The organism is Actibacterium sp. (assembly GCF_041584535.1).
Lineage (GTDB): Bacteria > Pseudomonadota > Alphaproteobacteria > Rhodobacterales > Rhodobacteraceae > Actibacterium_D.
In genome coordinates this window covers 1-12,354 of sequence record NZ_JBFHDW010000042.1, presented here as the reverse complement: position 1 = coordinate 12,354, position 12,354 = coordinate 1, and the positions used below count along the sequence as shown (strand labels likewise).

Sequence of the window (12,354 nt, the reverse complement as noted above, 5' to 3'; positions counted from 1 at the left end):
GTCATCGCGGCCTTCCTCATAGACTTTCAGGAAGCCGTCGAACAACACCACCTGACCGGTGGCGCGCAATTCGATCTGCGCGTCCTTGCTGGCGACATCGACGGTGGTGCGCTCCATCCGGGCGGCTTCCATCTGGCTGGCAAGGGTGCGCTTCCAGATCAGGTCATAGAGTTTGCGCTGATCGGGCTCGCTGATTTTCAGGCTGGCCGCGTCCAGCGTCATATCCGTCGGGCGGATACATTCATGCGCTTCCTGGGCGTTCTTGGCTTTGTTCTTATAGATGCGCGGGCTTTCCGGCACGTATTCGGCGCCATACCGATCCTTGATCGAGGCGCGGGCGGCGGTCACGGCCTCGGGCGCCATGTCGATGCCGTCGGTCCGCATATAGGTGATCAGCCCGGCCTCGTAGAGGCGCTGCGCGGTGCTCATGGTCTGGCGGGCGCCAAAGCCGTATTTGCGGCTGGCCTCTTGCTGCAGGGTCGAGGTCATGAACGGCGCGCTGGGGTTGCGGTTGGCGGGCTTGGCCTCGACCGATTTGATAAACAGATCGCGGCTGTTGATCGCCTGAACCGCCAGTTCAGCGGCGGTTTCGTTGGCAAGGTCGTATTTGTCCAGCTTGCGACCGCCCAGAACGGTCAGGCGGGCATCAAAGCTCTGACCGCGCGGCGTGTCCAGCATCGCCTTGACGGTCCAGTATTCGCGGGCGCGGAAGGCCTCGATCTCCATCTCGCGCTCGACGATCAGGCGCAGACAGACCGATTGAACCCGGCCCGCCGATTTCGCGCCCGGCAGTTTGCGCCACAACACCGGAGACAGGTTGAACCCCACCAGATAATCCAGCGCCCGGCGCGCCAGATAGGCATGCACCAGCGGTTCGTCGACCTGACGCGGGTTTTTCATCGCCTCGGTGACGGCGGATTTGGTGATCGCGTTGAACACGACGCGGCTGACGGCGGTGTCTTTCTTGATCGCCTTGCGCTTGCGCAGCGCCTCTTCCAGATGCCAACTGATCGCCTCGCCCTCGCGGTCAGGGTCGGTTGCGAGGATCAGTTCGTTGTCGTCTTTCAGGGCGTCGGCGATGGCTTTGACATGCTTGCGCGAGTCGGCCGCGATCTCCCATTTCATCTCGAAATCATGTTCGGTGTCGACCGAGCCATCCTTGGGCGGCAGGTCGCGCACATGGCCGTAAGAGGCCAGAACAGTATAGTTACTGCCCAGATATTTGTTGATTGTCTTGGCTTTAGCGGGGGACTCAACAACAACTACCGGCATGAAATTCCTTTCGAGTCGGGCAAATACGCCACGGCGGCGATAGATGTGGGAGATTGGTCCTCCTTGTCAATGCGCCGGGTGGTCCCGGATGTCCCGCCCCTACGGGGCGAAAAAAACGGCGCCAATCCGGGCCCTGCGCGCGCAGATCAGGAAAGGCGGCGCCCCGCAGGCGGGATCAGCGCCACCATGCCGCCGGTTTGCCGGGCGATGCGCCCCTCCAGTTCCAGACTGACCAATTCAGGTGTCACTTTGCGCGCGGGCAGGTCCAGATCGCGGATCAACTGATCCTCGGCCACCGGCGACGGGCCAAGCCGCGCCAGAATGGCCGCGTGCAGTTTCGGGATGTCGGATACCCGTGGGGTGCGGCGCGGCGGGCCTGCGGGGATATCGACCGCTTGCGTCACGCGGGCCGGGGCAGGCGTGGCCATCGGCACCAAAGCCTCGATCACATCGGCGGCGCTGCGCACCAATGTCGCGCCGTCGCGGATCAGCATGTTGCAGCCCGAGGCCCGCGCATCCATCGGATGGCCGGGAATGGCCAGAACCTCGCGGCCCTGATCCAAGGCGTTGCGCGCGGTGATCAGGCTGCCGGATTTCGCCGCCGCCTCGACCACCACCACGGCTTCGGCCATGCCCGAGATGATCCGGTTGCGGCGCGGAAAGTGCCGCGATTGCGGCGTGGTCCCGGGCGGCTGTTCGCTGATCAACAGGCCGGTCTCAATGATTTGCGCCGCCAGACCGGCGTTTTCGGCCGGATAGATCACATCGACGCCGCCCGCCATCACCGCGATTGTTCCGGTCTCCAGCGCCGCATGATGCGCCGCCGTATCAATCCCGCGCGCCAGCCCCGAGGTGCAGATCAAACCGGCGGCGCCCAGTCCCTGCGCCAGACCACGCGCCATGCGCGTGCCCAGTGACGAGGCATTCCGCGCCCCGACCAGGGCCACCTGCCGCTGGCCCCGCAGGGGCAAACGGCCCTTGACCCAGATCAGCGGCGGCGGATCGGAAATCTCGCTCAGCCGCGCCGGATAATCCTCCATGCCGAACGCGATCAAACGCGCCCCGGCCTTTCGCCCCATCGCCAATTCGCGTTGGGCCAGATCGACGGGGCAGGGGGTGTAATCCTGAACCCCGGCGGCGCGGGCCACTTTGGGCAAAGCCGCCAATGCGGCCTGCGCCGAGCCATGTTCGCCCATCAGGCGGAAAAACGTGCTGCATCCGACGCGCCGCGACCGGATGAGACGAAGCCACGCCACCAGGTCCTCTTCCTGGGTGGGTGGTGCGAGGGGGTGGGTGGAAGAATCATGGTCCACTGGTCGCTTAGCTCCGCTCATCCGTGAGGACAGATTGGACATGCGAAGGTTAACGGCTGGTGAACGCCGCCATCTTTTTCTTGGCAAAAATACTCAAATCCCGAACCGCATCGCGCAATCCGGCGCTGCCGACGGGCGCCGGGTCAGGCCGAGCCGCCCACCGTCAGGCCACCGATCAGCACCGTCGGCTGGCCCACCCCCACCGGCACCCACTGGCCGGCCTTGCCGCAATTGCCGACACCGGGGTCCAGTGCCAGATCGGTGCCGATCGCCCGGATCTGGTTCATCGCGGTGGCACCGTCGCCGATCAGGGTCGCACCCTTGACCGGGGCACCGACCTTGCCGTTCTGCACCCGGTAGGCCTCGGTGCAGCTGAACACGAACTTGCCGTTTGTGATATCGACCTGACCGCCGCCAAATCCCACGGCATAAATGCCATCGTCCAGACCGGCCAGAATATCAGCCGGATCGACGTTCCCGGCCTGCATGATGGTGTTGGTCATGCGTGGCATCGGCGCATGGGCATAGCTTTCGCGCCGTCCGTTGCCGGTGGGCGCCACGCCCATCAGGCGGGCGTTCTGGCGGTCCTGCATATAGCCGACCAGAATGCCGTCCTCGATCAGCACCGTGCGCGAGGTCGGTGTGCCTTCGTCATCGAAACTAAGCGATCCACGCCGGTCGGGAATGGTGCCGTCATCCACCACTGTCACCCCGGGCGAGGCCACGCGTTCGCCGATCCGACCCGCAAAGGCCGAGCTGCCCTTGCGGTTGAAATCGCCTTCCAGACCGTGGCCCACCGCCTCGTGCAGCAGGATGCCGGGCCAGCCGGGGCCAAGCACCACGTCCATCTGCCCGGCCGGGGCGGGCACCGCCGACAAGTTGACCTGCGCGATGCGCAGCGCTTCGCGTGCGGTGGCCTGCCAATGCGCCGGGTCGATCAGCCCGGTCAGGCCGGTGCGGCCGCCACCGCCGTGGCTGCCGCTTTCGCGGCGGCCGTTTTCCTCGACAATGACCGACACATTCAGCCGGGTCATCGGGCGGGTGTCCTGCAACAGCGTGCCATCGGGGCGCAGAATCGCCACCTCTTGCAGCGACGCCGCCAGCGTTGCCGAGACCTGCACCACGCGCGGGTCCAGAGCGCGGGCATAAGCGTCGATTTCGCGCAAAGTGTCGATCTTGACCGCAAATGCGGCATCCGCCATCGGGTCGGCATCGGTATAAAGGCGGCGATTGGTGGCTTGCGGTGCCTCGGCCAGCGTGCCGCCCCCGGCGCCCACGGCCAGCCGCGCGGTTTCCGCGGCACGGTTCAGCGCGGCGGCGCTGATCTCGGTCGAATGGGCGTAGCCTGCGGTTTCGCCCCGCACCGCCCGCAGGCCGAATCCCTCGGTCGCGTCGTAGCTGGCGTTCTTGATTCGGCCATCATCGAACACCAAAGCCTCGGATCGGCGCCGTTCCAGAAATATTTCGCCATCATCGGCGCCTGCGGTCGCCTGTTGCAGCGTCGACAGGGCCTGTTCTTGATCCAGAGCGTCGGTAAAGGGGCTGAAACGCGGCTGTTGCATGGTTTTGGTCCGATTAATGAGTCGATTGGGGGCAAAGTGCTGATTTGATGCGCACAGAATATCTTGTCTCACACCGCCTAATATGGTTTTTGGGGCCGGGAACTCAACGGCTATCCGTCTCGGATACCGTTCGGCGGCTGTGAGGCCGCGATATGTACAGGGAATGACAATGCGGATTTCGAACAAGCTTTCCGGCCTCTGGGCCGCAGGTGTTGCGATCATCTCGGCCTCGGCGGCCTATGCTCAGGATGGTCTTGAGGTGATTGGTAAACCGGTTCCGGGCAAAACGGGCTTCCAGCCCCCGGCGACCGAACTGGCGCGTGACCTTCAGGGTCTGGATCATATGCTCCTTTACATCATCACCGCGATCGTTCTGTTCGTGGTGCTGCTGATGACCATCGTGGTGCTGCGCTTTAATCGCCGCGCCAACCCGAACCCGGCAAAATTCACCCATAACACCCCGGTCGAGGTGGTCTGGACCCTTGTTCCGATCGTCATTCTGGTCGTGATCGGTGCGTTCTCGCTGCCGGTTCTGTTCAAACAGCTGGAAGTGCCCGAGGCCGACGTGACCATCAAGATCACCGGTTATCAGTGGTATTGGGGCTATGAATACGTCGACAACGAGTTCGGCTTTGACGCATTCCTGCTGGAGCGCGAGAAGCTGGCCGAAAACGGTTACAGCGACGATCTGTATCTGCTGGCCACCGACAACGCCGTTGTCGTGCCGACCGGCAAGAATATCGTGATCCAGGTGACTGGCGCCGACGTGATCCATTCGTGGGCAATCCCGGCCTTCGGCATCAAACAGGATGGCGTCCCCGGTCGTCTGGCCGAGATGTGGTTCAAGGTCGATGAAGGCATGGAAGGCATCTATTTCGGTCAGTGCTCGGAACTGTGCGGCAAGGACCACGCCTATATGCCGATCACTGTGAAAGCCGTGACCCCGGCCGAATACGAGAAATGGCTGGACGGCGCGATCGAGGAATTCGCGGGTAAACCGCGCAGCCTGACCGTCGCATCGGCCAACTGATTCACCGTTCAGGACGGGGCCGTGCGTCCGCACGCGGCCCCGATTCCGTTCCGGAGCAAAAAATGACAGACACGACCAGTGCCTTTGACCAGACTACCGAGGCGAGCTTTGGCGATTACATCGCCTTGCTCAAGCCGCGGGTTATGTCGTTGGTCGTGTTCACCGCGCTGGCCGGTCTGGTCGTAGCACCGGTTGCCGTTCACCCGTTCATCGCCTTCATGTCGATCCTGTGCATCGCCATCGGTGGCGGCGCCTCGGGCGCGCTGAACATGTGGTGGGACAGCGATATCGACGCGGTGATGAAGCGCACCAAGGGCCGCCCTGTGCCCGCCGGTCGCGTCACCCGCCAAGAGGCGCTGGCGCTGGGCCTGACCCTGTCGGGCTTTGCCGTCGTGATGCTGGGCCTTGCCGCCAATTGGGTGGCGGCCGGGTTGCTGGCCTTTACCATCTTCTTTTATGCCGTCGTCTATACGATCTGGCTAAAACGCTCGACCCCGCAGAACATCGTGATCGGTGGCGCGGCGGGCGCGTTTCCTCCGATGATCGGCTGGGCCGTGGCCACGGGCGGGGTCAGCCTTGAAAGCGTGCTGATGTTCGCGCTGATCTTCATGTGGACGCCGCCGCATTTCTGGGCGCTGGCGCTGTTCATGAACGATGACTATTCCAATGCCGGCGTGCCGATGCTGACCGTGACCCACGGTCGCAAGGCGACCCGCGTGCATATCCTTGTTTACACGCTGCTGCTGGCGCCGATGGCGTTGGCGATTGCGGCGACCTCGATTGGCGGGCCGATCTATCTGGTGACCTCGCTGGTGCTGAACCTGCTGTTCATCCGCGGTGCGCTGCGGATCTGGCGCCGCGACGAAGATCAGGCCGGTGCCGACAAATATGCGACCGAGAAGAAATTCTTCCGGTTTTCACTGGCCTATCTGTTCCTGCATTTCGTCGCGTTGATGGTGCAGGCCGGTTTGGCGCCGTATGGCCTGGGGGGCTGGTAACATGTCGTTCCGCGAAGCACACGAACTGCACAAACGCCGCTTTGGCCGCAATCTGGGCCTGCTGCTGGTGCTGTCAGCCTTTGTTGCGCTGGTGTTCGGCCTGACGATCGTCAAGGTCACCGAAGGCAGCAAGATGGAAGCCTTCGATCACACCGTGCGTCCGTCCCTGACCGTTCCTGAGGCGCAGAAATGATCGACCCCAAACAAAAGACTCTGGCCCGCCTGGTTTCGGTGGTCGTGGTCATGGGGGCTTTGGCATGGGCTGCGGTGCCGATGTATAACCTGTTTTGTCAGGTCACCGGTTTTGGCGGCACCACCACCCGGGCCGAGCATGGCTCGGACGTGGTGCTGGACCAGACTGTTACCATCCGTTTTGACGCCTCAAAGGATGCGAACTTCCCGTGGGAGTTCAAACCAATGCAGCGCAAGATGGACCTGAAGATCGGCGAGACCGGACTGGCCTTTTACGAGGCCTACAACCCCACCGACCGCGTGATCGGCGGGTCGGCCAGCTATAACGTCACCCCCTATGCGGCGGGTGGATATTTCACCAAGATTGACTGCTTTTGCTTCACCGAGCAGGTGCTTCAGCCGGGCGAACGGGTGCAGATGCCCGTGACTTTCTATGTCGACCCGGAAATTCTGGATGACCGCGAAGCAAAGTATGTTCATACCATCACTTTAAGTTATACGTTCCACGAGGCCGATCTGCCGGCCGAAGCGGGACAGGAACAAGCGGCGCTGGATCAGGGAAAATCCGGCACCGTGCAACGATGACGAATCGTCACGACGAGGGAGCGTAAGCGAATGGCGCACGAAAAGAACCACGACTACCATATTATTAACCCGTCCATCTGGCCGCTTCTGGGCTCGATCAGCGCGCTGGTCATGCTGTTTGGCGCGGTGCAGATGTTCCATGACAACGGTCCCTGGATCTTCCTGGTTGGCCTGCTGGGCGTTCTCTACGTCATGTATGCATGGTGGGCCGAGGTCGTGGCCGAAAGCCACGCCGGCGATCACACCCCGGTCGTCCGCATCGGCCTGCGCTACGGGTTCATCCTGTTCATCATGTCCGAGGTCATGTTCTTCTCGGCATGGTTCTGGACCTTCTTCAAGCACGCCATCTACCCGATGGGCCCGAATTATCCGGCCGTTGACGGTATCTGGCCGCCGGCTGGCATCGAGACCTTCGATCCGTGGCACCTGCCGCTGATCAACACGCTGATCCTGCTGTGCTCGGGCGCCGCTGCCACCTGGGCGCACCACGCTCTGGTGCATGACAACAACCGCAAAGACATGCGCAATGGCCTGATCCTTGCCGTGCTGCTGGGCGCGCTGTTCACCTTCTTCCAGGCTTACGAATACAGCCACGCCGCCTTTGGCTTCTCGGGCAACATCTATGGCGCCACGTTCTTCATGGCCACCGGCTTCCACGGTGCGCACGTGCTGATCGGGACCGTGTTCCTGCTGATCTGCCTGATCCGTCTGGGCAAAGGCCACTTTACCCCCGAACAGCACATCGGTTTCGAAGCTGCTGCATGGTACTGGCACTTCGTTGACGTTGTCTGGCTGTTCCTGTTTGCCGCCGTGTACATCTGGGGCGGCGCATAACCCAAAACCGCAGCCCGGCCCTTGGGCCGGGCGGTGCGACATTCGCCAAGCGCGGGGGGGAACTCCCGCGCTTTTTCCATGACAAGGGACGGGCCGAAATGACCAAACGCATGATACTGCCGATCCTGTTCGGCCTGCTGGGCGTGGCGATCCTGATCTGGCTGGGCACATGGCAGTTGCAGCGGCTGGAGTGGAAGCTGGCGATTCTGGCCGATATCGACGCCCGTATCACCGCCGCGCCGGTCGAACTGCCGAAAACCGCCGATCCCGAACAGGACCGCTTTCTGCCGGTCCGCGCCAAAGGCGTGCTGCGCCCCGGGATCGAGGTCCTGTCCAGCGTCAAACAGGTCGGTGCCGGGCACCGGGTCATCGACGTGCTGTATATGGGTGACCGGCGGGTGCTGGTCGATCGCGGCTTTCTGCCGATCCAGACGGACCCCGGCCCGCGCCCTGACACCATCGTGACCGTCACCGGCAATCTGCACTGGCCCGACGAGGTCGACAAATACACCCCGGCGCCCGAGCCGGAAAAAGGCAATTGGTTCGCCCGCGACATCCCGGCGATCTCGGGCTATCTGGGGACCGAGCCGTTGCTGATCATCGCCCGCGACATCACCCCGGCCAACCCGGCGATCATGCCGCTGCCGGTTGACAGTTCGGGCATCCCGAACGACCACCTGCAATACGCGATCACGTGGTTTTCTCTGGCTGTGGTCTGGCTGGGGATGACAGCGCTGCTTCTGTGGCGTATCAGGCGTGGAACCGAGTAAAGGCTGACGAATAATGCGCTATGTTTCTACCCGGGGGCAGGCCCCGGTTCTGAGTTTCGAAGAAGCAATGTTGACGGGTCTGGCCCGGGACGGCGGGCTGTATCTGCCCGAAACCATCCCGACCTTGTCGGCCGATCAGATTGCCGCGCTGGCGGGTCAGTCCTATGAGGACGTGGCCTTTACCATCATGCGCCCGTTCATCGGCGACACCTTCACCGACGACGAATTCCGCGCCATCATCGCCCGTGCCTATGCCGGCTTTGGCCACGCCGCCCGCGCGCCTTTGGTGCAGCTTGGGGCGAACCATTTCCTGTTGGAGCTGTTCCACGGCCCGACTCTGGCGTTCAAGGATTTCGCCATGCAGCTGATCGGTCAGCTGTTTCAGGCGGCCTTGTCGCGTTCGGGCAAGCGGGTGACCATCGTCGGCGCCACCTCGGGCGATACCGGTTCCGCCGCGATCGAGGCGTTCCGGGGGCTTGATAATGTCGATGTGTTCATCCTGTTCCCGCATGGCCGCGTGTCCGAGGTTCAGCGCCGCCAGATGACGACCCCGTCCGAAGACAACGTGCATGCCTTGGCGCTGGACGGCGATTTCGACGATTGTCAGGCGCGCGTCAAAGACATGTTCAACGATTTCGACTTCCGCGATGGCGTTGGCCTTGCCGGGGTGAACTCAATCAACTGGGCGCGGGTTCTGGCGCAGGTCGTCTATTACTTTACCGCCGCCGTCAGCCTTGGCGCGCCGCTGCGCACCGTCAGCTTTACCGTGCCCACCGGCAATTTCGGCGACGTCTTTGCCGGTTATATCGCCAAACAGATGGGCCTGCCGATCGACCAGCTGATCGTGGCCACCAACCAGAACGACATCCTGCACCGGGCCTTGTCCTCGGGCGGCTATGTCACCAGCGGCGTGATCCCCTCGATCAGCCCGTCGATGGATATTCAGGTCAGCTCGAATTTCGAGCGGGCGTTGTTCTATGCCTATGGCGGCGACGGCAGTGCCGTGTCGCAATTGATGGACGAGCTGAAAACCAAGGGCGGGTTCCAGATCAGCCAGGGTGCCTTGCAGCAATTGCAGGAAACCTTTGCCTCGGGCCGCGCCTCGGAAGACGAAACCAGCGCCACCATCACCGGCATGTTCGCCAGCACCGGCGAAATCCTGTGCCCGCATACTGCCGTCGCGGTGAAAGTCGCCAATGAACAGCCGGTCACGGCAGTGCCGATGATCTCGCTTTCGACCGCGCATCCGGCGAAATTCCCCGATGCGGTCGAGGCCGCTACCGGCATTCGTCCGCCGCTGCCTGCGCGGATGGCCGATCTGCTGGACCGCCCCGAACGCGTGACCCGCGTTGCAAATGACCTGAGCGCCATCGAGGCGCTGATCCATGAAAGGCGCCATGCGTGAGCGTTGAACTTCACCGCCTGCCCAACGGGTTCCGTATCGTCACCGAAGCCATGCCGGGGCTGCAATCCGCGGCGCTTGGCATTTGGGTCACGGCAGGCGGGCGCCATGAGCGCCCCGAGCAAAACGGCATCGCCCATTTCCTTGAGCACATGGCGTTCAAAGGCACCAAGCGCCGCAGCGCGCTTGAGATCGCCGAGGCGATCGAGGATGTCGGCGGTTATATCAACGCCTATACCAGCCGCGAAATGACTGCCTATTACGCCCGCGTGCTTGAGGCCGACGTGCCGCTGGCGCTGGATGTGATCGCGGATATCGTGCTGAACCCGGTGTTTGACGCCAGCGAGATCGAGGTCGAGCGCGGCGTGATCCTGCAGGAAATCGGTCAGGTTCTGGATTCGCCCGATGACGTGGTGTTCGACTGGCTGCAAGAGGCGGCCTATCCCGAACAGGCGCTGGGCCGCACCATTCTTGGCCCCGCCGAACGGGTCAGCGCGTTTTCGCGCGATGATCTGGCCGGGTTCGTCCGCGAACATTACGCCCCCAGCCAGCTGATCCTGTCGGCGGCGGGCGCGGTGGATCACGATGAAATCGTGCGTCTGGCCGAGGCGCTGTTCGGCGGCATGACCGACGCTGTGTCGGGCATCGCCACCCCTGCCAGTTTTGCCGGGGGCGAACGCCGCCAGTTGCGCGATCTTGAGCAGGCGCATTTCGCGCTGGCCTTTGAAAGCCCCGGCTATCGCGATGCCAGCATCTATGCCGCCCAGATCTATGCCAGCGCCCTTGGCGGCGGCATGTCTTCGCGGTTGTTTCAGGAAATCCGCGAAAAGCGCGGGCTGTGCTATTCGATCTTTGCTCAGGCCGGTGCCTATGCCGATACCGGGATGATCACGATCTATGCCGGCACCTCGGAAGAACAACTGCCGGAACTGGCCGACCTGACCATGGCCGAGCTGACCCGCGCCGCCGAGGACATGACCCCGACCGAGGTCGAGCGCGCCCGCGCCCAGATGAAGGCCGGGCTGCTGATGGGGCTGGAAAGCCCCTCGACCCGGGCCGAGCGTCTGGCCCGTCTGGTGGCAATCTGGGACCGGGTGCCGGAACTGGAAGAAACCGTGGCCCGCATCGACGCAGTGACCACCGAAGACGTGCGCGCGATCGGGGCCGGTCTGGTCACGGATCGCAAGGCGGCGCTGGCGCTATATGGGCCGGTATCGGGGGCACCCGATCTGGCGGCGCTGCAAGGCAAACTGGCGGCCTGATGCTGAGCCGGCGGCGGAAAGTCAAAATCGAGACCGAGCGCATGACGCTGCGCCCGCCTCAGCATATTGACCACGCCGCCTGGACCGGATTGCGCATCGAAAGCCGCGCCTTCCTGACCCCGTGGGAACCGACCTGGGCCGACGATCACCTGTCGCGCAAGGCGTTTACCAACCGGGTCTATTGGGCGCAGCGATCGCTGAACAACGACTCGGCGCTGCCGCTGTTCCTGATCCGCCGCGACGATCAGGCGCTTTTAGGGGCGATCACGCTGGACAATATCCGCCGCGGCCCGTCGCAGACCGGGATTCTGGGCTATTGGATGGGCGAACGCTATGCCCGCCACGGCTATATGCGCGAGGCGATCAAGGCGGTCGTGCATCACAGCTTTACCCAGCTTGACCTCAGCCGGATCGAGGCCGCCTGCCTGCCGGAAAACGTCGCCTCGCGCGGGGTGCTGGAAAGCTGCGGTTTCAAATACGAGGGCGTGGCGCAAAGCTATCTGCAGATCAACGGCCGCTGGCGCAACCATGTGCTTTATGCCAGCCTGCGCACCGACCGGCGCGGCCGCACCGAGGTCGGTCTGGCCTGACCATGTGCGCACCGTGACCCATATCGCAATAGCCCTTTTGCGCGGCGTGAATGTGGGCGGTAAAAATGCGCTGCCGATGGCCGGGTTTCGCGATCTTCTGAGCGGGTTGGGGCTGCGCGAAGTCGTCAGCTATATTCAGTCCGGAAACGCGGTGTTCGCCTGTGACGATCTGGCCGGGTTGGACGCCCGCATCTCGGATGCGATCAACGCCAGGTTTGGCTTTCGCCCCTGGGTTTGCGTGTTGCCGGCAAAGGCGCTGGCACAGGCCGTAGCGGCGAACCCGTTTGAGGTGCCCGCAGATCAGCAGAACCTGCTGCACCTGTTCTTTACAGCCCCCGGCACGGATATTGATCTTCAGGCGCTCAGGCCGCTGGCTTTGCCCGAGGACGGGCTTTCGCGGGTTGGGGACGTGATTTATCTGCATACACCGGGCGGGTTCGGGCGGTCGAAACTGGCCGAGAAACTGGGCCGTGTTCTGGACCGCCCCGGCTATACTGCCCGCAACCTGCGCACTTGCCTCAGGCTTCTGGACTTGGCACAGAAT

The 12,354-nt window shown here is 63.2% G+C and carries 13 protein-coding genes; 10 read left to right on the top strand and 3 right to left on the bottom strand.

Going from position 1 to position 12,354, the window contains the following annotated elements:
* From topA to tldD, 3 genes are all read right to left on the bottom strand, one after another.
* On the bottom strand, positions 1-1,272 hold a 1,272-nt coding region (gene topA / locus ABYW26_RS03640), incomplete at its 3' end, for a type I DNA topoisomerase (protein ID WP_372603437.1).
* 146 nt (positions 1,273-1,418) lie between these two features.
* The gene (dprA, locus tag ABYW26_RS03635; RefSeq protein WP_372603436.1) at positions 1,419-2,528 is read right to left on the bottom strand and encodes a DNA-processing protein DprA; all 1,110 of its coding nucleotides are present in this window, start codon (positions 2,526-2,528) and stop codon (positions 1,419-1,421) included.
* 200 nt (positions 2,529-2,728) lie between these two features.
* Entirely contained in the window at positions 2,729-4,147 is a 1,419-nt protein-coding gene (tldD, locus tag ABYW26_RS03630; protein ID WP_372603435.1) for a metalloprotease TldD, read from the bottom strand.
* Positions 4,148-4,316: 169 nt separating this feature from the next.
* Between tldD and coxB the strand changes: the two genes are divergently transcribed.
* From coxB to ABYW26_RS03580, 10 genes are all read left to right on the top strand, one after another.
* Positions 4,317-5,177: a cytochrome c oxidase subunit II gene (gene coxB / locus ABYW26_RS03625; protein ID WP_372603434.1), complete on the top strand. Its 861-nt coding sequence runs from the start codon at positions 4,317-4,319 to the stop codon at positions 5,175-5,177.
* Positions 5,178-5,239: 62 nt separating this feature from the next.
* The gene (gene cyoE / locus ABYW26_RS03620; RefSeq protein ID WP_372603433.1) at positions 5,240-6,175 is read left to right on the top strand and encodes a heme o synthase; all 936 of its coding nucleotides are present in this window, start codon (positions 5,240-5,242) and stop codon (positions 6,173-6,175) included.
* A 1-nt stretch (position 6,176) separates the two neighbouring features.
* On the top strand, positions 6,177-6,368 hold the full coding sequence (locus ABYW26_RS03615; RefSeq protein ID WP_372603432.1) for a hypothetical protein: 192 nt from the start codon (positions 6,177-6,179) through the stop codon (positions 6,366-6,368).
* Positions 6,365-6,952 (top strand): cytochrome c oxidase assembly protein, encoded by a 588-nt coding sequence (locus ABYW26_RS03610; protein ID WP_372603431.1) that lies wholly within the window; start codon positions 6,365-6,367, stop codon positions 6,950-6,952. Before ABYW26_RS03615 ends, ABYW26_RS03610 begins: the two co-directional genes overlap by 4 nt.
* A gap of 30 nt (positions 6,953-6,982) precedes the next feature.
* Positions 6,983-7,786, top strand: coding sequence for a cytochrome c oxidase subunit 3 (locus ABYW26_RS03605; protein ID WP_372603430.1), 804 nt, complete (start codon positions 6,983-6,985; stop codon positions 7,784-7,786).
* A 98-nt stretch (positions 7,787-7,884) separates the two neighbouring features.
* Positions 7,885-8,556 carry an SURF1 family protein gene (locus ABYW26_RS03600; RefSeq protein WP_372603429.1) on the top strand — a complete coding sequence of 224 codons (672 nt, stop codon included), beginning with the start codon at positions 7,885-7,887 and terminating at the stop codon, positions 8,554-8,556.
* A 13-nt stretch (positions 8,557-8,569) separates the two neighbouring features.
* Positions 8,570-9,961, top strand: a complete 1,392-nt coding sequence (thrC, locus tag ABYW26_RS03595) for a threonine synthase (protein WP_372603428.1) — start codon at positions 8,570-8,572, stop codon at positions 9,959-9,961.
* On the top strand, positions 9,958-11,220 hold the full coding sequence (locus ABYW26_RS03590; RefSeq protein ID WP_372603427.1) for a M16 family metallopeptidase: 1,263 nt from the start codon (positions 9,958-9,960) through the stop codon (positions 11,218-11,220). Before thrC ends, ABYW26_RS03590 begins: the two co-directional genes overlap by 4 nt.
* Entirely contained in the window at positions 11,220-11,810 is a 591-nt protein-coding gene (locus ABYW26_RS03585; protein WP_372603426.1) for a GNAT family N-acetyltransferase, read from the top strand. Before ABYW26_RS03590 ends, ABYW26_RS03585 begins: the two co-directional genes overlap by 1 nt.
* Positions 11,811-11,823: 13 nt before the next feature.
* On the top strand, positions 11,824-12,354 hold a 531-nt coding region (locus tag ABYW26_RS03580), incomplete at its 3' end, for a DUF1697 domain-containing protein (protein ID WP_372603425.1).